Here is a 24,770-nt window from a genome sequence, read left to right on the forward strand (position 1 = left end):
GCATGGGGCAAGAGCGATGGCAGGAGGCGACTGGACAGCGCTGTACATATCCGGCGCCGACCGCCCTGCCCCCATGGTCGTGGCCTGCGAACACGCCTCGAACCGGATTCCCGAAGACTTGGCCGGATTGGGGTTGGACCGAACGGCGTGCACCTCTCATGCGGCTTACGACATAGGTGCAGCCCATGTGGCGCGTACCTTGGCCGAGGAGCTGGATGCACCGCTTGTCGAGGGCGCGATCTCGCGCGTTGTCTACGATTGCAACCGCCCCTTATCCGCGCCCGACGCGATACCGGTGACCAGCGAAGTCTTCGACATTCCCGGGAACCGCGACCTGGACGATGCCGCTAGGCGAGCGCGATTCGAACGGGTCCATGTCCCGTTCCATACCGCTTTGGCCGAAACCTGTCGCACGCAAGAAGATGTTTGCCGCCGACGGATCGCATTGATTACGGTGCACAGCTTCACGCCCGTCTACATGGGGCAGCAGCGCGACCTTGATATCGGTTTCCTTCACGACGCCACACCCGGTTTCGCCCGGGCCACACTGGCCGCGGAGCGCGCGCGGGGCATCTGGCGCGCGAAATTGAACGCGCCGTACTCGGCGAAGGATGGCGTGACCCATACACTGGCCATGCACGGCGAAGCCCATGGCAGACCATCGCTGATGGTCGAAATCCGCAATGATCTGATCGCGGACGAAGACTCCGGCACCCGGATGGCATACCACCTTGCGGACACGATCCTGATCGCCCTCGCAGCGCCCGACGTCGCGCGGGGAGCCGCGGGATGAGGCTTCTGCGGATGTACGTCGCGGCGGTCGACCGCATGAATTACGGCCTGGGCCGTCTGGTGATGTTCGGTATCTTCATCCTGATGGGGATCCTGATGTGGTCTTCGATCTCGAAGGTGTTCTTCAACCCGTCGCTCTGGACGCTGGAAATGGCGCAGTTCGTGATGGTGGCCTATTTCGTGCTGGGCGGCCCCTATGCCATGCAGATGGGGTCACATGTGCGCATGGACTTGATCTATGGCGCACTGAACCCCCGGCGAAAGGCGCTTCTGGACAGCGTGACCGTGCTGGTCCTGATCGTCTATCTGGGCATCCTGTTGTGGGGCGGGATCGACAGCACTCGCTATTCCTTCCAGTATGGGGGGGAGCGAAGTTCCTCCGCCTGGCGACCCTACCTTTGGCCGATCAAGGTGACGATCTGCATCGGCATCTTCCTGATGCTTCTTCAGGCGCTCAGCGAGCTGGCGAAGGATATCCTGTTCCTGCGCACCGGCACCCCCTTGCGTCACCAGAACGAGGAGCAAGGCGATGCCCTATGAGCTGATCGCCGTCCTCATGTTCTCGACCATGATGCTGATGCTGTTCACCGGCCAGCGGGTCTTCGGCGCGATCGGCTTCGTGGCAGTCATCGCGGCAGTTCTGCTGTGGGGTGACCGGGGCGGCTATGACCTGGGGTTCTCGGCCATCATCAAGGTGATGCGGTGGTACCCGCTGCTGACGCTGCCGATGTTCATCTTCATGGGCTATGTGCTGTCGGAATCGAAGATCGCCGATGACCTGTATCGCATGTTCCATGTCTGGACCGGCGGGATGCCCGGCGGTCTGGCCATTGGGACGATCGGCTTGATGGTCCTGATCTCGGCCATGAACGGGCTGTCGGTCGCGGGCATGGCCATCGGCGCGACCATTGCCCTGCCCGAGCTTCTGAAACGCAACTATGACAAGCTGATGGTAACCGGGGTGGTCCAGGCGGGATCGTCTTTGGGGATCCTGGTGCCGCCTTCGGTCGTGCTGGTGCTTTACGCCATGATCGCCCGCCAACCCGTGGGGCAGCTGTGGCTGGCCGGCGCGGTGCCGGGGTTGATGATGGCGGCGATGTTCATCCTTTATATCTACATTCGATGTCGCATCACGCCCGAACTGGGACCGACCCTCACCGAAGGTGAACGGGCCGAGATCACACACGCCGAGAAGATGCGCCTTCTGCGGGCCGGCCTTCTACCCATCGCGATCTTCGCGGTGATGATGGTGCCCTTCCTGAACGGCTGGACCAGCCTTGTCGAAAGTTCGGCCATTGGGGCCATCGCGGCCTTCCTCGCGGCGGTCCTGAAGCGGCGGATGACATGGCGCGTGTTCGAGACGACCATCCGCCAGACGCTGGGCATCACCTGCATGTTCATGTGGATCATCACCGCCGCGCTGGCCTTCGGGGCCGTTTTCGACGGGCTGGGCGCCGTGAACGCGATCGAGTCGCTGTTCACCGAGCGGCTGGGCCTGAACCCGTGGGTCATTCTGATTCTGATGCAGCTGAGCTTTCTGGTGATGGGCACGTTCCTGGACGACACGGCCATGCTGGTCATCGTCGCGCCCCTTTACGTCCCGCTTGTTGGCGATCTGGGGTTCGATCTGGTGTGGTACGGCATCCTCTACACGATCACATGCCAGATCGCGTACATGACGCCGCCCTTCGGCTATAACCTGTTCCTGATGCGCGCGATGGCCCCGCCCGAGATCGAGCTTCGGGACATCTATCGCTCCATCGTGCCATTCGTTTTCGTCATGGTGCTGGCCCTCGCGCTGGTGATGATCTTTCCGCAAATCGCGCTGTGGCTGCCCGGGATCGTGTACGATCTGTGACCAACCATAAAGGAGCCGGGCAAACCGGCCGTTTCACCCCAACGAAGGAGATACCCCAGATGACGACCACGAGACGCAAGTTCCTTCACGGTGCGGCCCTGGCCGCGCCAGCCGCCCTTGCAGCACCCTCCATCGCCCGCGCCCAAGAGCCCATCCGTTGGCGGTTCCAGACCTATGCCGGTGCCGCCCTGGGCGAAGAGGTGACGAAACCCATCATTGATTACATCAACGCCGCCTCGAACGGCGAGATGGAGATCGAGCTGTTCTACGCCGACCAGATCGTCCCCACCGGAGAGCTGTTCCAGGCCCTCCAGCGCGGCACCATCGACGGCGTGCATTCCGATGACGACAGCATGGCCTCGCCCACGCCGCTGCGCCAGTTCGGAGGATATTTCCCCTTCGCCACCAAGCACATCCTCGACGTTCCGGTGCTGTTCAACCAATACGGACTGGCCGAGATCTGGGACGAGGAATATTCCAAGGTCGGCGTCAAATGGCTGTCCGCCGCGGGTCAGGACCCCTGCAACTTCAACACCACGCGCGAGATCACCAGCGTCGGCGACCTCGACGGGCTGCGCCTTTATACTTTCCCCACGGCGGGCCGTTTCCTCAGCCAGTTCGGCGTCGTCCCGGTCAACATCCCCTATGAGGATGCCGAGGTCGCGGTGCAGACGGGCGAGCTGGATGGCATGGCATGGTCCGGCATCACCGAGGATTACACCGTCGGCTGGGCGGACGTCACCGACTACTTCCTGACCAACAACATCTCGGGCGCATGGATCGGATCGTTCTTCGTCAACCAAGAACGCTGGGAAGAGCTGCCCGACCACCTCAAGCAGCTGGTCATGGCCGGGATCGAGGCCGGGCACACCTATCGCAACCAGTGGTACTGGGGCGGCGAGGCCCGCTTGCGCGCGCGCGGCGACAAGCTGGAACTGCGCAGCGTCCCGGCCGCAGAATGGGCCGAGGTCGAGAACGCAGCCAAGGAGTTCTGGGAAGAAGTCGCCCAGGAGGGCGAGGTTCACCAGAAGGTCGTCTCGATCTTCCGCGAGTATAACGACGTCATCAATCAGGCCGGACCGCCCTACACGTTCTAAGCCCAAGGCGGGGCGGCCCCATGGGCCGTCCCAACCCCGCGACCAAGGAAAGCCTGTTCATGCCCGGAAACCTGACATTCGACGCCCTGAGGGAGAAAGCCGCCAGCGGCGAGATCGACACAGTGCTGGCCGCGATGGTCGACATGCAGGGGCGGCTGATGGGCAAGCGGTTCCACGTGTCGAACTTCCTCGACCACGCGCACGAGGAAACGCATTGCTGCAACTACCTGCTGGCCACGGATCTGCCGATGGCGACGCCGGACGGCTATGCCGCGACCAGCTGGCATTCGGGATACGGTGACTACACCCTGCGCCCGGATCTGACCACGCTCAGGACGATGCCCTGGCTTGAAGGTACCGCGCTGGTGCTGGGCGATGTCCTGGACCATCACGGCCATGACGTCGTGCCACACGCCCCGCGCGAGATGCTCAAACGGCAGGTGGACCGCCTGACCGACATGGGGTTCGAGGCCGCGATGGCGACCGAGCTGGAGTTCTTCCTGTTCCAGGGCGACTACCGCAGCCTTCAGAAAGACGGGTATCGCACGCTGATCCCGTTCAACGGCTTCAACGAGGATTACAACCTTTTCCAGACCACCAAGGAAGAGGTCGTGATGCGCCCCTTGCGCAACCACCTCGTCGCCGCGGGCATCCCGGTCGAGAACACCAAGGGCGAGGCCGAGACCGGCCAGCAGGAACTGAACATCCGCTATGCCGGACCCATCGATTGCGCCGACCACCACACCATCGCCAAGCACGCAGTGAAGGAGATCGCATGGCTGAACGGCTGTTCCGCGACCTTCATTCCGAAATGGGCGCCGGACAAGGTGGGCTCGTCCAGTCACGTGCACCTCTCGTTGTGGCAGGACGAGGCGCCCGCGTTCCACGACTCGGACGCAGAATTCGGCATGTCCAAGGTCATGCGGCACTTCGTGGCCGGCCTGCTGGCCTATGCCCGCGACTACACTTTCTTCCTGGCCCCTTACGTCAACAGCTACAAGCGGTTCGCCCCCGGCACCTTCGCGCCGACCAAGGCGGTCTGGTCCGTCGACAACCGGACCGCCGCGTTCCGTATGTGCGGCGACGGCAGCAAGGGCATTCGCATCGAATGCCGCATCGGCGGGTCGGACATGAATCCCTATCTCGCTCAGGCCGCGCTGATCGCGGCGGGACTGCGCGGGATCGAGGACGAGCTTGATCTTGCCCCTCCGCACAAGGGCGATGCCTATGCCGGCGGTGATATAGTCGAAATTCCGCGCACCCTTCGCGAAGCCATTGAAACGCTGCGCAACTCGGTGATGCTGCGCGAGACGTTCGGCGACGGCGTGGTGGACCATTACGTCCGCTGCGGCGAGTGGGAGCAGGAAGAGTTCGACCGGGCCGTCACCGACTGGGAATTGAAACGCGGATTCGAAGGGGCCTGACGAGCCATGACGACCCTGACTTGTGTGTCGCCGATCGACGGCACGATCTTCGCCGAGCGCAAGGCGCTTACCCCCGACGGTGCGCGCGGTGCGGCGTCGCGCGCACGGGAAGCACAAGCTGACTGGGCCGCCCGCCCTATGAACGAGCGGATCGCGCTGGTCCGCGCCGGGATCGCGGCGGTAGGCGCCATGAACGACGAGATCGTGCCCGAGCTTGCCCGCATGATGGGACGCCCCATTCGCTACGGAGGGGAATTCGGCGGCTTCAGCGAACGCGGCCTGCACATGGCGGAGATCGCCAAGGACGCGCTGAAGGATATCATGGTGGGCGACGACGGGACCGCGAGGCGTTTCATCCGCCGGCTTCCCTGGGGCGTCGTACTGGTCGTGGCCCCCTGGAACTATCCCTGGATGACGGCGATCAACACCGTGGCCCCTGCGTTGATTGCCGGGAATGCGGTCCTTCTGAAACACGCCACCCAGACCCTGCTTGTGGGTGAACGCATGGCCCGCGCGTTCCATTCCGCGGGCGTTCCGGAAGACGTGTTCCAGAACGTCTATATCGACCACAATACCACCCATACGCTGATCTCCGGGCGGCACGTGGATTACGTGAACTTCACCGGCTCGGTCGCCGGTGGCTATGCGATGGAACGCGCGGCGGCAGGCACCTTCGTTCCCGTCTCGACCGAACTCGGCGGCAAGGATCCGGGCTACGTGATGGACGATGCTGACCTCGACGCGGCGGTTGACGGCTTGATGGACGGCGCGATGTTCAATGCGGGACAATGCTGTTGCGGGATCGAACGGATCTATGTCCACCAGTCCCTGTATGAGCCGTTCGTCGAGAAGGCCGTCGCATGGGTCAACGCGCTGAAGCTGGGCAACCCGCTCGACCCCGAAACCACCCTTGGGCCAATGGCCCACGTCCGTTTCGCCCAAGCGGTCCGCCACCAGATCGACGACGCCGTCGAAAAGGGAGCAACCGCCCATATCCCACCCGATCCGGCAGACGATGGCGGCGCCTACCTGACCCCGCAGGTTCTGACCGGCGTCGATCACGGCATGAGCGTCATGGGCGAGGAAAGCTTTGGCCCAGTGGTCGGCATCATGCCGGTGGCGGATGACGAGGACGCCATCTGCCTGATGAACGACAGCCGGTACGGCCTGACCGCCAGCCTGTGGACCGCCGATCTGGACCGGGCCGAACGCGTGGGGGATCGCCTGCAAACCGGCACGGTCTTCATGAACCGCGCGGATTACCTCGATCCGGCCCTGTGCTGGACCGGGTGCAAGGACACCGGACGTGGTGCGGGGCTGTCGACCTTGGGGCTTCAGGCTTTGACACGTCCCAAATCGTACCACCTCAAGAAGGCCGCTTCATGACCCAGACCGGCACCTGGTCCTATCCAACCTCCATCCGCTTCGGCGCCGGGCGCCTGTCAGAGTTACCCGACGCCTGCCGCGCCGCCGGAATCTCGCGCCCCCTTCTCGTAACGGACCGGGGCCTCTCCACCCTTCAGATCACCGCGCGGGCGCTGGACCTTCTGGACGCCGCGGGATTGGGTCGGGCGATCTTTTCGGATGTCGACACAAACCCGACTGAGGTGAATCTGGCGTCGGGCGTCGAGGCCTATCGCGCCGGGGGCCATGACGGCGTGGTCGCGTTCGGTGGCGGATCGGGGCTGGACCTGGGCAAGATGGTCGCCTTCATGGCCGGCCAGACCCGTCCTTTGTGGGATTTCGAGGATATCGGCGACTGGTGGACCCGCGCCGATGCCGACGCCATCGCCCCTATCGTCGCGGTCCCCACCACCGCCGGGACGGGTTCCGAGGTCGGACGCGCAAGCGTCATAACCAATTCCGAAACCCATGAGAAGAAGATCATCTTCCACCCCAAGGTCCTGCCCACGGTGGTGATCGCCGACCCTGAGCTGACCGTCGGGATGCCGAAAGCGATCACCGCCGGGACCGGCCTTGATGCCTTCGCGCATTGCGTCGAGGCATTCTCGTCCCCGCATTACCACCCGATGAGCCAGGGCATCGCGCTGGAGGGCATGCGGCTGGTGATCGATAACTTGCCCCGCGCCTACGACACCCCCGACGACCTGACCGCACGGGCGAACATGATGTCCGCGGCGGCGATGGGGGCTGTCGCGTTCCAGAAGGGCCTGGGAGCGATCCACGCGATGAGCCATCCAGTGGGCGCCGTCTTCGACACACACCACGGCACCACCAACGCAGTCTGCATGCCGGCCGTCCTGGACCTGAATGCGGCCGCGATCCGCGACCGGTTCGATCGCGCCGCCCCCTATCTGGGAATCGACGGGGGCTTTGAGGGGTTTCGCGCCTTCGTGGACGGGTTCAACGCCCGCTTCGATGTCCCGCACGGGCTGGCAGGGATGGGCGTCACCGAGGATCGTCTTGACGACCTCATCGACATGGCGCTCCGGGACCCTTCCTGCGGAGGAAACCCGGTCCCGCTGACCGCGGACAACCTGCGCGACCTGTTCCGCGCCGCCCTTTGACGGCCCATTCGTTCAAACAATCCCGGACGACCACCCTCGCCTCAAGGTGACTCTCGGCGGTCTGGTCGCGCGTAGGCGGTTCGTCCGTGGCAGATACCCGGGAATCGCGGGAGGTTCGGGTTGCTGGATGCGTGGTTTCTTTCGACCCAGATCGAGAATGGATCGACAGTTTCGATACAGGATCATATCGTAGCACCGTCGCTGGTGCTGGATCGTGCGGTCGGCGTTTCCGGGAAACCATCGGCGCAGTCAATCGAGAGCGGTGGGGTCCCGTCCGGGTGTGCCTTTCGGCCCAAGTCCGCCGGATATTACCGAGCAAACCCTAAAGCAGATGTCGGCATCTGTTTCGGACATGGGCATAAAGCGCCTCACATCTGAAGCTCCGCGGACTTGGCGGAATCTCTGATCGCCTCCGCGCCATGCGGTTTGCAGGCAACTTGAAGTTCATCGTCGCAATCCATCGCGAGTAGATCCCCATTATCCCAGACATGCGATACGATCCGGTGGTGGGGATCGTATTGCCACTCCGCGAGTTCGTCCGCCGTCAGGCTGAGTTGGGACGTGTCATGCTGCGCCGTGATCGTCAGTGTGTCCCCCTGCCCGACCGGTACGGGCTGGTCCAGCAGGAAAGCCGTCCTGCCCCAGTGGCCATCGGATGTCAGATCGTTCGTCAGTTCGATGCCCGGCGCAAGATCCATCTGAAAATATACGGAAACGGCATGGATCGTTCCGGCGGCGGTGCAGCCCAGATGCCTTATGGCGTGTCCGGGGGTGAGGTCTGGCTTGGTGAAATCGAACTCGAAGAGCTCTTCGGCAGGACCCAGCGGGGCCAGCTCGCAAGCGGCGTAGTCGTTCGGGGTGATCTGGGCGACAGTGGCAAAGTGGTGGAACGCGGACAGGTCGAAGCCCTCAGCCGCCCGGGGACGCCAGAGGTCCATCAGAGGGTCGCTTTCCACCACCTGGGCCATCAGTTTCCCGCGTTCGGGAATTGCGCGCGCATCGGGCTTCGCAAGGTCCCGCATGGCATGCGAGAGCGTTGCAAGCGCACCTTCCCCGAGCAGCATGGTATCGACGATTTCAGAGATCACGACATCCACCGGTTCCGGCAGATCCACGCCGACGACAAGGTCGTGCGACATCTTTGGGATGACCGTGATCCGGTCGGCAAGCCCGTTCTCTTCGATCACCCGGGACGCCGCCTGTGCGATCAGGGGTTGTTGCTCGCAGGTATAGACATGTTTCGCGCCGGCGCGCGCCGCGAGCATTGCGGTCAACCCGGCACCGCAACCGATATCCAGGACCACGTCGCCCGGCTTGACCTTCGAGGCAATGGCAGCGGAATAGGCACGATTGCGCAGCTTGTCCCCCAGCATGGGAAAGTGCCAGCGGGGTACGAACATCTGATAGAGCCGATCCCGCAGGATCCGTGCTTCGTGGTGATGGGGGACCTTGACCAAAGCTTCCGAGAGGAGTTGCAAGGTTCGAAGACCTCCGTCGGTCAGTGGCGTAAGCTTGGCCAATTGGACAAGCCTGTCCGCTTCTTGCGTCGATTGATACTCAAACTCTCGACGGGCTTCATCATCTTCGGGAAACGACAGCGCGAAATCTTTTGCCATGTTCGCTGGTCCTCATTCTAAGGAAACGCTGTGAGGTGGCATACCCGGTTTGAGGATAACAAAAGATGAATCGGACACCTGAGATCGCGAAGAAGCGTCGCCTGGCTGTCCACCAGTAACCCGCTCCCGCTTGGAATGGCTGACCAATCAACGCCAAGGGCAGAGCATCGGCATGGACACGGATGCTTCGCTCACTTGCCTTTAATCAGGGGGCGGGCGTGATCGCAGCGCCCGTCGCCGCGAAGATCGCCAGCACCAGCGGAACGCGGTCTTGGCGGAGGGAAAGACATCCGTGGTTTACCAGAGGACGGCGCGAAAATGACGGCCACGGACAGAAATTTCCCGCCAGCAATCCGAAGTCTTGAGCGTGCCGGCGGCTGGTTCGACCCACACCGACCGACGGCTTTGCGCCTGGCGTTCCGGCGATTAGGATTGGGAAATGGGCTATGTCACCTCTCTCTTCGCGCGCAGGATGGTCGCCGCGGCAGGCAACTCCATCGACGGCGCCGCGCTTCTACAGGGGGTGGGCATCGACCCGGATGCCCCCTTGGATCCGAAGGTGATGATCCCGGCCGCCACCTACTATGACATGCTGGAGCGGCTTGCGGCCCAGATAGATGTGACTGATCTGCCGATACGCACCGGGGCCTCGATGAAGCTGGATGAGTACGGCGCGCTCGGCCTTGCATTCAAGGCGGCAACAACGCTTGGCGCGTCCTATGCGCGGGTCGAGCGGTATGCCCGGCTCTGGACCAGTGTGGTGAGGTACGAACTGCGCGCCGATCCCCGCGGAACGCTTTTCATCCTGCACCGCCCCGGCGAACGACGTCTCGGGATGCGCCTGTCGAACGAGGCGACCCTCGCCAGTGCCCTATCGATCGCCCGGCAGGTCAGCCCGGTGCCCGTGAAGCCGCTGGAAGTTCTGGTCCGGCACCCCGCGCCGAAATCGATCATTGCTCACGAAGACTGGTTTGGCTGTCCCGTCAGGTTCGGGATGGATCTCGACGCGGTTCGGTTTTCCACCACGGCGCTGGCACAGCCCAACATACTGGGGGACGTGGGCATTTCGCGGTACCTCGTCTCGCACCTCGACAAGGAATTGTCGGAAATCGCCGACGATGCGCCGCTGGTTTCAGAGACAAAGGGTGCCATAGCACAGGCGCTCAGCGAGGGCGCGCCGAAGATGGCAGACATCGCGCGCGGTCTCGGGCTCAGCACGCGGTCATTCCACCGGCGGCTCTCCGAGCACGGGATGAGCTTTCAAACTTTGACCGAGGAGACCCGGCGCGAACTGGCAGAAGGGCTCTTGCGTGACGAGGGCCATTCCCTTGCCGAGATCGCTTTTTTGACCGGCTTCGCCGAGCAGAGCTCCTTCACCCGCGCTTTCAAACGCTGGGTTGGCATGACTCCAGCAAGCTATCGCAGAGATCGTTCACGCAGCTGACTGAATGCGCAAATGCGATCAAGGCACCGGCACGCAACACCGAGTTCGGTCTGCACCTGATCGAGATCGAACCCAGCCTCTTCTTCGGACATGACCTATCAGTCGGCCTTCCTCGTGACCGAAGACGGTGTAGTCTTCTTCGTTGCGCCCCCAAGATCGGGAAGAGACGGCGCATTTCCTCACGACCGACGCCGCCGTGATGTTTTTTTGCCCGAACAGCGCTTTGTGATGGTCGTGGATACCATCACGCCCGGCGAGGCCCCTTCATGAATTCCTGGGCACCCAGCAACCTCTCGGGCGACACGTCGAATTTCGGGACCTTCCTGACCTACGGCTTCGACTATTTCCTGTCCGACCATATCCGGGTCCTGGGCAATCGGCAGGATGTTCATGCTGCGCGAGACTGGCCTTCGACGTCCACCACCTTTGGCCCAACTTTCTGGATCGGGCTTCCGGCCGACGCGTCAAGCGCATGGGTGAGGGCATTCGCCCTCCAACGCGGACCTGATCCGGTTCGTGTCCTGCGCCCACGAGTTGGCCTTCGAAACCCAGCGCGATGCTGCGGCGGAAGGTGACCGACCCTTCTGAGGGCGGCGACGCGCATCGGATCACCGGTGGCCGGGATGCCGACCCTATTCCGGCGCCGATTTCAGGGCTGTTGCGAACACGGACATCCCCTGCGCGCGCATCAGTCCCGGATGACGGCGCAGTACGAGGCCCGCATAGCCAAGCCGATTTGCAGGCACTGCCTTATTGTGACCCGCGTGGTCGAGCCCATCCCGATGGCATGACATTCTCGAATGGCCGCCCCCCCACGGGCCAAAAGGACAAGCCGAAACCGAGAGGTGTCATAGCACCTATATGGGTATGCTTTGCCACCGAGCCGAAATGCCGCCAAGTCACGGCCGTGAACCACTGTGCCGCTCGGTGACGCAAATGCGCCCATTGCAGAACACGCGTTGAATTCGCTGTCCACGCGCTTAAGATAGTGTGCTCCTAGGGGTGTCCCGCCAAGGGGCTGAGACTCTGCTGGCACGGCCGTCGACATGGCCGATCGCAGCGCAGTGACCCTTCGAACCTGATCCGGATCATGCCGGCGAAGGGACAGGACCGCAGCGCTTTCTTGCCCTTGCCGGCCTCAGCACACGAGGCCGCCATGCCTAACGATACGACACCCGACCGTCCGATCCCTGCGACCATCGCGATCGTCATCCGTTCCGGGCAGGTGCTTCTGGTGCGCCGGGCCAACCCGCCGGATGCCGGCCGGTGGGGATTTCCGGGCGGGAAGATTGACCGGGGCGAGACGTTGGAGCAGGCCGCCTTGCGCGAACTGGGCGAGGAAACCGGCGTTTCGGCAAAGGCGATCCGCGCCTTCACCGCCTTGGATGTGTTCGATCGCGATGATGCGGGGCAGTTGCGCCGTCATTTCGTCCTGATCGCCGTGTTGTGCCAATGGATGTCGGGCGACGCCGTCGCGGCCGACGACGCGCTCGAGGTGCGGTGGGTGGATGTGGACGGGATTGCCGGGGCCGACCTCGCGCTCAGCGTCGACGTCGCCGCGGTGGCGGCCCAGGCCGCGTCGCTGGCACAGGAGGCTCAGTCATGATCGCCAATGTCCTGACGATCGCCGGCACCGACCCTTCGGGCGGGGCCGGTATCCAGGCGGATATCAAGACGTTCTCGGCGCTCGGGGCCTATGCCTGTTCGGCGATCACGGCAGTGGTGGCGCAGAACACGTGCGGGGTTCGGTCCTTCGTCGCGCTGGAGCCTGATTTCGTGGCCGCCCAGATCGACGCGGTGTTCGAAGACGTGCGCATCGATGCGGTGAAAATCGGCATGATTGCCAATGCCGGGGTTGCCGACGTCGTGGCGGATCGGCTGCGCCATCACAAGGCCCGAAACATCGTGCTCGACCCGGTCATGGTTGCGAAAAGCGGCCATTCTCTTCTCGCGCCCGAGGCGGTCGCGGCACTGCGCGACGGGCTGGTACCCCTGGCGACGGTGATTACACCGAACCTGCCCGAAGCGGCCGTGCTGTTGGGGCGGCAGGACGACTGGACGGCGGAGTCCATGCAGACCGCCCTGCCCGACCTTTTGTCGCTTGGGTCGGAATGGGTTCTTTTGAAGGGCGGGCACCTGCGGGGCAGTCGCGACAGCACCGATCTTCTGGCGGGGCCCACGGGCATCACCCCCTTTCAGGCGCCGCGGATCGCGACGGCGAACGACCACGGCACCGGCTGCACGCTGTCCTCGGCCATCGCGGCGCTTCTGCCCGGGCGCGATCCGGTCGAGGCTGTGGGAGGCGCAAAAGCGTATCTTCACAAGGCGTTGGCGGTAAGCGATCATTTGGACGTGGGACAGGGGCACGGACCGGTGCACCATTTCCACGCGCTCTGGGGCCGGTCGGACACCGGCTGAGGACGGTCCCCACCCTGCGCGGTCGCTCTTTGCCGCAAAAACTCCGGCACGGCGGGCGCGTCTTCCCGGTGCTTGCGACTGCGCCCCTTGCGGGTCTTTACGGGGACAGACTGTCGATCTCGGCCCGAAGCGCCCGGGCCGCGGCTTCTGGATCGGGTTGGCCACAGATGGCTGACACCACAGCCACTCCCCTGGCGCCTGCGACAAAGGCCCTCGCGACATGGATCGTCTTCAGGCCACCGATCGCGACGGCCGGCACCGGACTGGCGGCGATCTGCGCAGCCAGCCCGTCGAAGCCCACGGGCGGCTTGTGATCGGCCTTGCTGGGCGTTGCGAAGACGGGACCGGCGCCGATGTAATCCACCAGGCCCGGATCGACGGTGCGCGCCAGCACGGGGGTTTCCACGGTCAGCCCCAGGATCGCCCCCGGCCCGATCAGACGGCGCGCCTCGGCCGCGGGCATGTCGCCCTGCCCGACATGAAGGCCGTCGGCCCCGATCTCGACCGCCGCATCCACGTCGTCGTTGACGATCAGAGGCACCCCGCTGCCGGCCAGCGCGTCCTTCAGGGCGCGGCCCGTCCGGACCAGTGCGGCCCGTTCGCACAGCTTGTCGCGCAGCTGGACCATGGTGACGCCGCCGGCCACGGCACGGCGAGCCGTTTCCACCATCCCGATCCCGGCGCAGAGGCCGGGATCGAGGACGAGGTAGAGCGAGAGGTCGAACGTCCGTCTCACGCGGGCACGACCTTCGCGTCCAGGACCACCGCCTCGGACGCCAGCACGGCGGGCGTGACCGCGTGAAGCGCGTCAAGGAAATGCGGAGCAAAGCTGCCAGGGCCGTTGGCGTGCCCGTGCGCCTGCGCCCCGGCGACCGCGTAATGCGCCAACGCGGCGACGGTTGCGTCGAAGGCGTCCTGCGCCACCGCCGCGTAAGCCCCGCAAAGACAGGTCAGCGAACAGCCAAGCGCGGTGTTCATAGGCATCCATGAGGAACCGCCCTCGATCCGCACGGCGCGCTGGCCATCGGTGACATAGTCGACTTCCCCGGTCACCGCCACCACGCCGCCGATGGCCTGCGCCAGCCGCACCGCGCCGGCCTCGGCAGCCGAGACGTCGTCGCGCCCGTCGACTCCCTGCCCGCGACTGGCCTCGCCCGCCAGGGACAGGATCTCCGAGGCGTTGCCCCTGATGATCGTGGGGTGCAGCGCCAGAAGCTCGGCCACCACTTGGCGGCGATACGCGGTCGCCTGGCAGGCCACCGGGTCCAGCACCCAGGGCCGCCCGGCCCCCTGCGCCCCCCGGATCGCGGCCTGCGCACCTGCCTCGAAGGTCGGCCCCAGCGTGCCGATATTGACCGTCAGCGCCCCGGCGATGGCGGCGAACTCCTCGCTTTCCTCGGGGTCCGAGACCATGGCCGGACTGACGCCCGCCGCCAGCAGCACGTTGGCCGCGATGTTCATGGCGACATGGTTGGTGATGCACTGCACCAGCGGCGGGTCGGCGCGCAGGGCGGCAAGAAGGGTTTCGGGGGTCTGGCTCATTTCACGTCCTCCAGCGGCATGTACAGGTCCCCGCCCTCGCGGAACTTCTCGGCCATCTTCTCCATCCCCTCCTTCTGGGCTTCGGCGCGAATATCGTGGCTGATGCGCATCGAGCAGAATTTCGGCCCGCACATGGAGCAGAAATGCGCCACCTTGTGCGCCTCCTTCGGCAGCGTCTCGTCATGCATGGATCGCGCCGTTTCGGGGTCGAGCGACAGGTTGAACTGGTCCTCCCATCGGAACTCGAACCGCGCGCGGCTGAGCGCGTCATCGCGGGCCTGCGCCGCGGGGTGCCCTTTGGCCAGGTCGGCCGCGTGGGCCGCGATCTTGTAGGTGATGACGCCGGTCTTCACGTCGTCGCGGTCCGGCAGACCCAAGTGTTCCTTGGGCGTGACGTAGCACAGCATTGCCGTGCCGAACCAACCGATCATCGCCGCGCCGATCCCGCTGGTGATGTGGTCATAGCCCGGCGCGATATCCGTGGTCAGCGGCCCCAGCGTGTAGAACGGCGCTTCGCCGCAGGTGGCCAGCTGCTTGTCCATGTTGGCCTTGATCTTGTGCATCGGCACATGGCCCGGCCCTTCGATCATAACCTGGCAGTCCTGGGCCCACGCGATCCGCGTCAGCTCGCCCAGTGTTTCCAGCTCGGCGAACTGGGCGCGGTCGTTGGCATCCGCGATCGAGCCCGGGCGCAACCCGTCGCCCAGGCTGAAGCTGACGTCGTAGGCGCGGGCGATCTCGCAGATCTCTGCAAAATGCTCGTAGAGGAAGCTCTCGCGGTGGTGGTGCAGGCACCACTTGGCCATGATCGACCCGCCGCGGCTGACGATGCCCGTGACCCGGTCCACCGTCATCGGGATCATGTGCAGCCGCACGCCGGCATGGATGGTGAAATAATCCACCCCCTGTTCGGCCTGTTCGATCAGCGTGTCGCGATAGACCTCCCAGGTCAGGTCCTCGGCGATGCCCCCGACCTTCTCCAGCGCTTGATACAGAGGCACGGTGCCGATGGGCACGGGGCTGTTGCGCAGGATCCAGTCGCGAATGTTGTGGATGTTGCGCCCCGTGGACAGGTCCATCACCGTGTCCGCCCCCCAGCGGGTGGCCCAGACCATCTTTTCCACCTCTTCGGCCATCGAGGAGGTTACGGCGGAATTGCCGATATTGGCGTTGATCTTCACCAGGAAATTGCGGCCGATCGCCATCGGCTCGACCTCGGGGTGGTTGATGTTGACGGGGATGATCGCCCGGCCCCGCGCCACCTCGTCGCGCACGAATTCGGGGGTGATGAAATCGGGGATCTCTGCGCCGAAATCCTCGCCGTCCCGGGCCAGCGCCTCTTTCGCGGCGGCGCGGCCCATGTTCTCGCGGATCGCGACGAACTCCATCTCCGGGGTGACGATCCCGGCGCGGGCATAGGCCATCTGCGTGACCGCCTGGCCTTTCGTGGCACGCCGCGGCGCGTGGCGGACCGGGAACTCGGGCACGCGCCGCCCTCCTTCGGCGAAGCCGTTATCCTCGGGGGTGACGTGGCGGCCCTCGTAGGTCTCGACATCCCCGCGCGCGTCGATCCAGCTTTCGCGAAGGCGCGGCAGGCCCCGGTCGAGGTCGATCGCGGCGTCGGGGTCGGTATAGGGCCCCGAGCTGTCATAGACGGTCACCGGCGCCTCGCCGGCGGTGGGGTGCAGGTCGATCTCGCGCATGGGCACGCGGATGCCGGGATGCACCGTGCCATCGTGCCAGACACGGCGCGAGGCGGGCAGCGGACCCGTGGTGACTGTCGGGGTAAGGTCTTTCATCGGTCTAAGCCTCCTTGGCCAAAGCGTAGGAGACCCAGTTCCGCGTCGAATGGAGAAGGCCGAACGCAATACGTCTGAAACGTATCGGGCAAAAAGCCCATGCAGCCGGTGCACCATCCCTACGCCAGTGTGAACTGGATCAGGTTCATCGGGTCACTGCGCTGCATGCGCCAGCAGTATCTCAGCCCCTTGTCGGGACCCCCCGGGTGAGTGCGGCCACCCTGCGCCCACCGTGGAACGCTTGTCAACGGACCCTTTTTCATCGGCGATCGCATTGAGCGCCCAAACCCAGCCACTGCCATCCTCGTTTGGCAAAAGAGCGCCAGCGAGGCGAACTCTCTTTTGGCGAGAGGTGAACCACTTCGCACAAGCGACGCTTGGACCGGATGCCCATGTTATAACCGCCCAGGAGCATGCGGATCATCAGCTTCGGATTGATCGAAGGCCGACCTGTGGAACTGAAGAATGGCGCCAGATGCCCGCGAGGTCGACGAACCGGTCACCCGATCGGAGCATGCGGCAAAGCGAAACGTGCGCTGCGATCCAGACCTAGTAGTACACAGTGCCTCGCCCTTCCTGCCCAGATCCATTATCGCCGCTGACCTCGGGCCGTTGCAGAAACATTGCGGTCTGGCGTCAGCCCTTAGGGCAAGTCGGCTTTCCTCTACGGAAGAAGGACAGACCTGCCGTTCACATTGTGCACTCGGCGATCCCTCAAGCAGACCATCGTCATCCACGGACAGCCGTTACAACGACAGACGGAGTAGGAACGCGAAAACCCAAGGTCCCCTCGGTTCCCTCTGCCTGTGTGCGCCTGGCCAAATCATCTCGAATGGCATCCCGTTTTGATGCGGGTTGCCGACTGAGCAACGAAGCAGCGCGCACTGCACCAGCGTCAAAAAGATCGAACAACGCATCGGGGCTGGCGACATGCACTTCAGAGGCAACCTCAACGACCTTGACGTCGACAAAGCCCGCCTTCTCGACCGTAGGTCTGGCAATATCGATGTCAGCCAACACATGTGCGTCGGGCCCTTTCGGCAGGGTGACGGATGGATCAGCCAGCCGACCGATGGCATCGAAAAGCCAGCCGAAAGAGCCGTCCGAACCCTTACCGCGCCAGATTGAAAACGCTATTATTCCTCCCGGTTTCAACACTCGGGCAGCCTCTTTGAGGCCGCGGTCTGGATTGGGAAAATGCGGCACCCCGAACCCGATAGTTACCGCGTCGAAACGCGCGTCGGGAAACCCCATCTCCATTGCATCCCCGTGAATGAAGTGAGCTGCCGGGACAGCCGCGCGGGCAAGCGAAATCATCGCTTTCGAGAAATCCAGCCCGGTTACTGTCGCTCCCCTGGCGACAAGTTCTTCTGCAACCACGCCATGGCCGGTGCATAAATCAAGAACGTGCTTATCCGGGCCTGCGTATACCGCATCCGACAGCTTTCTGGCGACCAGACGCGTGGCCATCTCAAAACCATCGGCATACCCTTTTGCTATTGATGGTTTGCTCCACCCGTCGCGCTCCATTTTCTCGAAATCACGCGTCTCGGCCATTATTCGCCCCCGTTGCACCAACGATATACGCCGCGCCGTCTGGAACAAAGCCAAAGAGATATGTCAGTAGGTTTGGCCTCGAAACGGATATTGCGTTACAGGATTCTGGGCCGCAAATCCGCTCCGAGTAATGCTATGGGTGGCGCCCGACACCCCATCACGTTCAGCTACGATCCTCGGGCCGGAGGCAATCGGACTTCCAGAATGCCCCGGCGAGACGGCCGCTCAGGCGACCTGATCCTCCTCGACCACCTCCGCGAAGGACTTGAAGAACTTTCCGGCCAGCTTCTGCGCGGTACTCTGGATCAGGCGACTGCCCAGCTGGGCCAACTTTCCACCGATGTCAGCTTTGGCATCGTATTTCAGAATGGTCTCATCCCCGTCTTCGATCAGGATCACGTCCGCACCGCCCTTCGCATGACCGGCCGCACCGCCATTGCCCTGACCCGTCAGCGAAAAGGCATCCGGCGCACCTGTCCGGTCCAGGGTCACTTCTCCGCTGAACCGGGCTTTCACCGGGCCCACCTTCAGCACGACCTTGGCTTCCAGCTCATTCTCGGATTTCTGGGTCAATTCCTCACAGCCGGGAATGCACTGCTTTAGAACCTCGGGGTCGTTCAGGGCGGCATAGACCACGTGTTTCGGAGCGGCGATCCTGATTTCGTCTGCCAGCTGCATGCGTTTTCCTTTCTAGCAACAGGGGAATTTGACCCGCGCAAGGGTTTCGGCCTGCTCGGGTGTCAGCGAAAATTTATCCCGTAAGGACCGCAAGGCGGACCCGTATCGGCCCGCGGGGGCTGTGTTCGAAATGGCCGGGCACGGGTTTCCGGGCCCGTCTTCGCCGATCTCGACCGACGACAGCGGCTCGGGCCCAATCGCATTCAGGGCGGGATCAGGCATCGTCGTCCCCTCGACTGACCGACTGGCGGCGCAGCTGGATCAGCTCGGCCAGGATCGACAGGGCGATCTCCTCGGGCATCACGGCACCGATGTTCAACCCCGCGGGGGCAGAGACCCGGTCCAGCACTTCGGGATCGATCCCGGCCCCGGTCAGCCTGGCCCGAAGGCTGGCGAACTTCTTGCTACTGCCGACGAACGCGACGTGATCGGCCCGGGCCCCGAGCGCCGCGGTCAGGGCGTCGAGGTCGCCCTGCCCTTGAGTGGCCACGACGATGGCGCGCAGGCCCGACGCCGCGGCAGGGGTGACGGACCGTTCGACCGCCCACTGGAACTGCGGGGCCAGCATCGCCAGCGCCTCGGCCACAGGGGAGGTTCCGACGACCACCAGTTCGGGCATCGGCAGGCAGGGCTCCACGAAGATATCGATTGTCCCACGCGAGGGGCAGCCATTGCGCGCGTAGGTGATGCCGTCGACCTCATGACCCGGCGCCACGCCGCGCTGGGTCAGATGCTCTTCGGGCGCGACCGAGATCAGGCGCGGCACGCCGGACGCGAGTGCCGCAAGCGCCGCACGACGCACCGCGCCCCGTGTACAGCCCCCCCCCAGGAACCCGCGCAGGATGTCGCCCTGCGAATCCAGGATCGCCCTGGCCCCGGGCTTGGCCGCGGTTGTTCCAGCGGTGCGCACGATGGTCGCGAAGGCAAAGGGCTCGTGGCGGGACCGAAGCGCCCGGGCCACTTCGGCAAGGTCCGATGACAGGATCTCGGCAGAGGTCATAGGCGGGTCAGCTCCGGTTCCAGCGCGGCCAGATCGGCAAGCGTGTTGGCGGGGCGGAACAAGTCCAGATGGGGCAGCGCGGCGGCCATCCCAGCGGCCACCGGCTGATAGTCTTTCCAGCCCTTCAGGGGGTTCAGCCAGATGATCCGACAGCCGCGCTTGCGCAGGCGGGCCAGCGCGCGATCCATATGCTCGGGCGCGGCCGTGTCGTAGCCATCCGACAGGATCAGAACGACGCTGCGGCCATCGACGAACCGCCTGGCGTAGGTCTCGGCGAACAGGCCGAGGCTTTCCCCAATCTTCGAACCGCCGCCGAAGCCGTCCGCCATCAGGGACATCCGTCCAATGGCCCGCATGCCATCGCGGTCGCGCAGGGCTTCGGTGATCCGCACAAGCCGCGTATGGAACAGGTAGGCATCTGCGGTGCTGTCGCCCCGCATCAACCCTGCGAGGAAGGCCAGGAAGACCTGCGCATACACCCCCATCGAGCCCGAGACATCGCAAAGCGCCACGATCTTGCGGCTGCGGTCGGGGCGCTGCTTGCGATACAGTCGCAGTGGCTCACCCCCGGTGGACAGGCTGCGCCGGATGGTCTTGCGGAAATGCAACCGATCCCCCTTCCGCGCCGCGATCCGTCGGCGCGACCGCCGATCCCGCAAGGCCAGTCCTATGCGACGGGCCACGGCTTCGGCCTCTGAAATGTCTTCGGGGCGGACGAGGTCGCGCAGGTCACGGCGCGACAAGTTCCGCATCCCGGTGGCGATCAGCTTTCCCTCTCCGTCGCGGTCGGCATCGCCGTCGCCGCCATCGGGCGCCGTGGATTGCCCGGCTCCGCCGGTGTCATGGCCCACCGCATCGCGCGAGGATCGCACGCTGTCCTCGCCTTCTTGCGGGGCGAGGCTGGGCACGACCTTTTGCCGGACGCGGCCCATATCCATCCAGTAGGCGGCGAACAGATCATCGAAGCGCCGCGCCTCGTCCGCGGTGCCGGTACAGACCGCTTTCAGCGCCGCGCGGGCCAGCATCGGCTGCGCGGCCTCGACGTGGGTCAGGGCGGCAAGCGCCGTCTCGGTCTCCTGCGCGCCAAGGCGCAGGCCATTCTCGCGCAGGTGGGCCAGGAATCCGGACATCCGGGCCACGGCGCCGGGATCGCGGGCGGCAAAGCGGGTAACGCGGCTCATGCGGCTTTGCCCGCGATGCGTTGCGCGACCTCGGTCGGGATGGCGGCACGGTCGGCCTGCGTCTTCAGCAACGTGGTCAGGGTGGCTTGCAGCGCGGCAGGATCGCGGGTCAGGTCCGCGATGCCCAGCCCCATCAGGGCGGCAGCGAAATCCAGCGTTTCGGCGATTCCGGGGACCTTCTCCAGCTCTTCCTTGCGCAGGGTCTGGACGAAGCCGATGATCTGGTGGGCCAGCCGCGCCTCGATCCCGGCGCAGCGGGCCTGTAGGATCGCCAATTCGGTCTCCCGGTCAGGATAGTCGACATAGGCGAACAGGCACCGCCGGCGCAGCGCATCCGACAGGTCGCGCGTCCCGTTCGAGGTCAGGATGACCATGGGTTTCGAGGTCGCTGTAATTGTGCCAAGCTCGGGGATGGTGATCTGGTAATCGGCCAGCATCTCCAGAAGGAACGCCTCGAACTCCTCGTCGGCGCGGTCGATCTCGTCGATCAGCAGGACCGGGGCCTCGTTTTGCGTGATGGCCTGAAGCAGAGGGCGCTCCAGCAGATAGTCGCGCGAGAAGATCCGGTCTTCCACCGCCTTGCCGGTCTCGCCGCTGTCCGAGGCGGCGCGGATCGCCAGAAGCTGGCGCTGGTAATTCCACTCATAGATCGCCTGCGCGGCGTCCAGCCCTTCATAGCATTGCAGGCGGATCAGCCGTGTGTCGCGCACGGCGGCCAGAACGCGCGCCACCTCGGTCTTGCCGACGCCCGCCGCGCCTTCCAGAAGCAACGGTCGCTGCAATTGCACGGCCAGGTGCAGGGCAACGGCAAGATCGTCCGAGGCCACGTAGTTCTGCGCCGCCAGGGCGGATTTCAGATCGGTCCAGGTCATGTCGCGTCTCCGTGGGGCGGGACTGGGGCCCGCCCCGATTGGTTCAGCCGTGCAGGCCCAGATCGTTGGCGGTCTTCCAGATCCGCCAGTGATCGTGCGGCATGTTGGTGTGCCGCAGACCGAAGGCCCGGAACGCGTCGTTCACCGCGTTCGAGAAGCACGGCACACCGCCCACATGCGGACTTTCACCGACACCCTTGGCCCCGATCGGGTGGTGCGGGCTTGGAGTCACGGTATAGTCGGTCTCGTAATTTGGGACCTCCCACGCCGTTGGCAGGAAAAAGTCCATCAAGGTGCCGGTCTTCACGTTGCCCATATCGTCATAGGCGATCTCCTGCCCCAGGGCGACGGCCAGCGCCTCGGTCAGACCGCCATGAACCTGTCCTTCGATGATCATCGGGTTGATCCGAGTGCCGCAATCGTCCAGCGCGTAGAAGCGGCGGATGTCGGTCACCCCGGTATCGACGTCGATATCCATGACGCAGACATAGGCCCCGAAGGGATAGGTCATGTTGGGCGGATCGTAGTAGCTGACGGCCTCCAGACCCGGCTCGATCCCGGGAATGGCCTGGTTGTAGGCGGCGAAGGCGATCTCCTTCATCGTCTTGAACTTTTCGGGCGCGCCCTTCACCGCGAACCGGTCGACGTCGAACTCCACGTCGTCGTCATGCACCTCCAAGAGGTAGGCCGCGATCATCTGCGCCTTGGCGCGGATCTTGCGCCCGGCCATGGCGGTGGCCGCCCCGGCCACGGGGGTGGAGCGCGACCCGTAGGTGCCCAGCCCGTAAGGCGCAGTGTCGGTGTCGCCTTCCTCGATGGTGATGCTGTCGGCCGGCAGTCCGATCTCGCTGGCGAGGATTTGCGCGAAGGTCGTCGCGTGGCCCTGCCCCTGGCTGATCGTGCCCAGCCGGGCGATGGCCGACCCCGTGGGATGGATCCGGATCTCGCAACTGTCGAACATGCCCAGACCAAGGATATCGCAGTTCTTGACCGGTCCCGCGCCCACGATCTCGGTGAAGAAAGACAGGCCCACGCCCATCAGCTTGCGGGTTTTGCCGGCCTTGAACTCCTCGACCCGCTGCGCCTGTTCGGCCCGCAAGCCGTCATAGTCGACTGCCTTCAGTGCCTTGTCCCAGGCGGTGTGATAATCGCCGCTATCGTATTCCCAGCCGAGCGCGGACTGATACGGAAACTGGTCCTTGCGGATGAAGTTGATCCGGCGCAGCTCGGCCGCATCCATGTTCAGCTCGATCGCCAGAACCTCGATCATCCGCTCGATGAAATAGACAGCCTCGGTCACGCGGAAGGAACAGCGATAACTGACGCCTCCCGGGGCCTTGTTGGTATAGACGCCATCGACAGCCAGGTAAGCCGTGGGAATGTCGTAGGACCCGGTGCAGATATTCATGAACCCGGCCGGGAACTTGGTCGGATCGGCGCAGGCGTCGAAGCCGCCATGGTCCGCCGTGACCTCGCACCACAGTCCCGTGATCTTGCCTTCGGGCGTGGCGCTGATCCGGCCCTTCATCCAGTAATCCCGGGCGAAGGCGGTGGTCATCAGGTTCTCCATCCGGTCCTCGATCCACTTCACCGAGACGCCGGTGACGATGGAGGCGACGACGGAACAGACATAGCCCGCATACGCGCCGACCTTGTTGCCGAAGCCGCCGCCGATATCGGGACTGATGACGCGGATGTTGTGTTCCTCGATGCCCGAGATCAGGCTGACGATGGTGCGGATCGCGTGCGGGGCCTGGAACGTGCCCCAAAGGGTCAGCTTGCCGTTCACCTTGTCCATCGACGCCACGCAGCCACAGGTCTCCAGCGGGCATGGATGGGTCCGGTGGTAATACATCGACTCTTCGGCGACTATTTCAGCGCTGTCGATGACCTGCGCGGTGGCCTCCTTTTCGCCCACTTCCCAGGTAAAGATGTGGTTCGGGTGCTTGCGCGGACCGTGCGCGCCATCGGGCAGCGATCCGTCCTCGGCCACCAGATCCTCGCGCAGGACGACATCGGATTTCAGGGCCTCGAACGGGTCGACGAGGACGGGAAGATCCTCGTACTCCACCTCGACAAGTTCCACGGCGTCGGCGGCGATATAGCGGTCGCGGGCCACGACATAGGCGACCTCCTGCCCCTGGAACAGCACTTTGCCGTCGGCCAGCACCATCTGCTTGTCGCCCGCAAGCGTCGGCATCCAGTGCAGGCCCAGCGGGCGCAGATCGTCGGCCGTCAGGACGGCGACCACCCCGTCGACGGCCAGCGCAGCCGAGGTGTCGATCGACTTGATCCGCGCATGCGCATAGGGCGAGCGGACGAAATCGCCGAACAGCATCCCCGGAAGCTTGATGTCGTCGACATACTTGCCCTTGCCCTGGGTAAAGCGGGCATCCTCGACGCGCTTGCGCTTGCAGCCCATGCCACCCAGCGCATCGACGCGATCTTCGCGCGTGATTTCGTCCTTCATTCGGCGGCCTCCTTGGCTGCATTCATCTCGGCCGCGGCGGCGAGGATGGATTTCACGATGTTCTGGTATCCCGTGCAGCGGCACAGATTGCCCGCCATGCCGAACCGGACCTCTTCTTCCGTGGGGCTGGGGTTCTCTTCCAGCAGCTTCGAGGCGCGGGTGATCATCCCCGGCGTGCAGAACCCGCATTGAAGGCCGTGATGCTCCTTGAAGGCCATTTGCAGGACATGAAGGTTATCGGGGGTTCCAAGTCCCTCGATCGTGGTCACGTCGGACCCGTTGGCCTGCGCGACGAACACGGTGCAGGACTTCACCGACTTGCCGTTCATGGTGACCGTGCAGGCACCGCAATGCGACGTCTCGCAGCCGATATGCGGGCCGGTGATGTCCAGGCGTTCGCGCAGAGTGTGGATCAGAAGCTCGCGCGGCTCGGCCAGGAATTCCTGCGCCTGCCCGTTCACCGTCATCTTGATGTGCATCTTGTCTGTCATGGC

The 24,770-nt window shown here is 64.4% G+C and carries 21 protein-coding genes, 1 pseudogene and 2 riboswitches; of the genes and pseudogenes, 10 read left to right on the plus strand and 12 right to left on the minus strand.

Annotated features, from left to right (window positions below):
• Window positions 1–16: 16 nt before the first annotated feature.
• The 7 genes from PAA8504_RS02295 to PAA8504_RS02325 are packed head-to-tail and all read left to right on the plus strand — an operon-like array spanning window position 17 to window position 7,699.
• Window positions 17–793: an N-formylglutamate amidohydrolase gene (locus tag PAA8504_RS02295; RefSeq protein WP_108892523.1), complete on the plus strand. Its 777-nt coding sequence runs from the start codon at window positions 17–19 to the stop codon at window positions 791–793.
• A complete protein-coding gene (locus PAA8504_RS02300) occupies window positions 790–1,332 on the plus strand; it encodes a TRAP transporter small permease subunit (protein ID WP_108892524.1) in 543 nt (180 codons plus the stop codon). The genes PAA8504_RS02295 and PAA8504_RS02300 overlap by 4 nt, the downstream gene beginning before the upstream one ends.
• A complete protein-coding gene (locus PAA8504_RS02305) occupies window positions 1,322–2,650 on the plus strand; it encodes a TRAP transporter large permease (RefSeq protein ID WP_108892525.1) in 1,329 nt (442 codons plus the stop codon). Before PAA8504_RS02300 ends, PAA8504_RS02305 begins: the two co-directional genes overlap by 11 nt.
• A 59-nt stretch (window positions 2,651–2,709) precedes the next feature.
• Window positions 2,710–3,747: a TRAP transporter substrate-binding protein gene (locus tag PAA8504_RS02310; protein WP_108892526.1), complete on the plus strand. Its 1,038-nt coding sequence runs from the start codon at window positions 2,710–2,712 to the stop codon at window positions 3,745–3,747.
• A 59-nt stretch (window positions 3,748–3,806) separates the two neighbouring features.
• Window positions 3,807–5,171: a glutamine synthetase family protein gene (locus tag PAA8504_RS02315; protein WP_108892808.1), complete on the plus strand. Its 1,365-nt coding sequence runs from the start codon at window positions 3,807–3,809 to the stop codon at window positions 5,169–5,171.
• 6 nt (window positions 5,172–5,177) lie between these two features.
• Window positions 5,178–6,557: an aldehyde dehydrogenase family protein gene (locus tag PAA8504_RS02320; RefSeq protein WP_108892527.1), complete on the plus strand. Its 1,380-nt coding sequence runs from the start codon at window positions 5,178–5,180 to the stop codon at window positions 6,555–6,557.
• Window positions 6,554–7,699: an iron-containing alcohol dehydrogenase gene (locus tag PAA8504_RS02325; protein ID WP_108892528.1), complete on the plus strand. Its 1,146-nt coding sequence runs from the start codon at window positions 6,554–6,556 to the stop codon at window positions 7,697–7,699. The genes PAA8504_RS02320 and PAA8504_RS02325 overlap by 4 nt, the downstream gene beginning before the upstream one ends.
• Window positions 7,700–8,067: 368 nt before the next feature.
• On the opposite strand, the gene PAA8504_RS02330 is transcribed toward PAA8504_RS02325, so the two are convergent.
• Window positions 8,068–9,315: a class I SAM-dependent methyltransferase gene (locus PAA8504_RS02330; protein ID WP_108892529.1), complete on the minus strand. Its 1,248-nt coding sequence runs from the start codon at window positions 9,313–9,315 to the stop codon at window positions 8,068–8,070.
• A gap of 439 nt (window positions 9,316–9,754) precedes the next feature.
• On the opposite strand from PAA8504_RS02330, the gene PAA8504_RS02335 reads away from it, so the two are divergent.
• The 3 genes from PAA8504_RS02335 (at window position 9,755) to thiD (ending at window position 13,177) form a co-directional block, all read left to right on the plus strand.
• On the plus strand, window positions 9,755–10,759 hold the full coding sequence (locus PAA8504_RS02335) for an AraC family transcriptional regulator (protein ID WP_108892530.1): 1,005 nt from the start codon (window positions 9,755–9,757) through the stop codon (window positions 10,757–10,759).
• A 988-nt stretch (window positions 10,760–11,747) separates the two neighbouring features.
• Window positions 11,748–11,882, plus strand: a riboswitch (TPP riboswitch).
• Window positions 11,883–11,915: 33 nt separating this feature from the next.
• Window positions 11,916–12,365 (plus strand): NUDIX hydrolase, encoded by a 450-nt coding sequence (locus tag PAA8504_RS02340; protein WP_108892531.1) that lies wholly within the window; start codon window positions 11,916–11,918, stop codon window positions 12,363–12,365.
• Window positions 12,362–13,177 (plus strand): bifunctional hydroxymethylpyrimidine kinase/phosphomethylpyrimidine kinase, encoded by an 816-nt coding sequence (gene thiD, locus PAA8504_RS02345; protein ID WP_108892532.1) that lies wholly within the window; start codon window positions 12,362–12,364, stop codon window positions 13,175–13,177. Before PAA8504_RS02340 ends, thiD begins: the two co-directional genes overlap by 4 nt.
• A 97-nt stretch (window positions 13,178–13,274) precedes the next feature.
• On the opposite strand, the gene thiE is transcribed toward thiD, so the two are convergent.
• The 11 genes and pseudogenes from thiE to PAA8504_RS02405 all read right to left on the minus strand — a co-directional run bounded on the left by thiE (window position 13,275) and on the right by PAA8504_RS02405 (window position 24,767).
• On the minus strand, window positions 13,275–13,913 hold the full coding sequence (gene thiE / locus PAA8504_RS02350) for a thiamine phosphate synthase (RefSeq protein WP_108892533.1): 639 nt from the start codon (window positions 13,911–13,913) through the stop codon (window positions 13,275–13,277).
• Window positions 13,910–14,719 carry a hydroxyethylthiazole kinase gene (thiM, locus tag PAA8504_RS02355; protein ID WP_108892534.1) on the minus strand — a complete coding sequence of 270 codons (810 nt, stop codon included), beginning with the start codon at window positions 14,717–14,719 and terminating at the stop codon, window positions 13,910–13,912. The genes thiE and thiM overlap by 4 nt, the downstream gene beginning before the upstream one ends.
• The gene (gene thiC / locus PAA8504_RS02360; protein ID WP_108892535.1) at window positions 14,716–16,518 is read right to left on the minus strand and encodes a phosphomethylpyrimidine synthase ThiC; all 1,803 of its coding nucleotides are present in this window, start codon (window positions 16,516–16,518) and stop codon (window positions 14,716–14,718) included. Before thiC ends, thiM begins: the two co-directional genes overlap by 4 nt.
• A gap of 98 nt (window positions 16,519–16,616) precedes the next feature.
• A riboswitch (TPP riboswitch) is annotated at window positions 16,617–16,733 on the minus strand.
• Between the two features lie 131 nt (window positions 16,734–16,864).
• Window positions 16,865–17,061 (minus strand): annotated as a pseudogene (locus PAA8504_RS02365) (transposase); the annotation flags it as partial.
• A gap of 186 nt (window positions 17,062–17,247) precedes the next feature.
• The gene (locus tag PAA8504_RS02370; RefSeq protein WP_245897493.1) at window positions 17,248–18,075 is read right to left on the minus strand and encodes a methyltransferase domain-containing protein; all 828 of its coding nucleotides are present in this window, start codon (window positions 18,073–18,075) and stop codon (window positions 17,248–17,250) included.
• A 225-nt stretch (window positions 18,076–18,300) separates the two neighbouring features.
• A complete protein-coding gene (locus PAA8504_RS02375) occupies window positions 18,301–18,753 on the minus strand; it encodes an SRPBCC family protein (RefSeq protein ID WP_108892536.1) in 453 nt (150 codons plus the stop codon).
• A gap of 214 nt (window positions 18,754–18,967) precedes the next feature.
• Entirely contained in the window at window positions 18,968–19,753 is a 786-nt protein-coding gene (locus PAA8504_RS02385) for an XdhC family protein (RefSeq protein ID WP_108892538.1), read from the minus strand.
• Complete coding sequence (locus PAA8504_RS02390) at window positions 19,750–20,934, minus strand: vWA domain-containing protein (protein ID WP_108892539.1); 1,185 nt, start codon at window positions 20,932–20,934, stop codon at window positions 19,750–19,752. Before PAA8504_RS02390 ends, PAA8504_RS02385 begins: the two co-directional genes overlap by 4 nt.
• Window positions 20,931–21,806, minus strand: a complete 876-nt coding sequence (locus tag PAA8504_RS02395) for an AAA family ATPase (RefSeq protein ID WP_108892540.1) — start codon at window positions 21,804–21,806, stop codon at window positions 20,931–20,933. Before PAA8504_RS02395 ends, PAA8504_RS02390 begins: the two co-directional genes overlap by 4 nt.
• Before the next feature lie 43 nt (window positions 21,807–21,849).
• Window positions 21,850–24,276 (minus strand): aerobic carbon-monoxide dehydrogenase large subunit, encoded by a 2,427-nt coding sequence (locus PAA8504_RS02400; protein ID WP_108892541.1) that lies wholly within the window; start codon window positions 24,274–24,276, stop codon window positions 21,850–21,852.
• On the minus strand, window positions 24,273–24,767 hold the full coding sequence (locus PAA8504_RS02405) for a (2Fe-2S)-binding protein (protein ID WP_108892542.1): 495 nt from the start codon (window positions 24,765–24,767) through the stop codon (window positions 24,273–24,275). The genes PAA8504_RS02400 and PAA8504_RS02405 overlap by 4 nt, the downstream gene beginning before the upstream one ends.
• Window positions 24,768–24,770: the final 3 nt, after the last annotated feature.

It is taken from the genome of Palleronia abyssalis, assembly GCF_900302445.1.
Taxonomy (GTDB): Bacteria; Pseudomonadota; Alphaproteobacteria; order Rhodobacterales; family Rhodobacteraceae; genus Palleronia; species Palleronia abyssalis.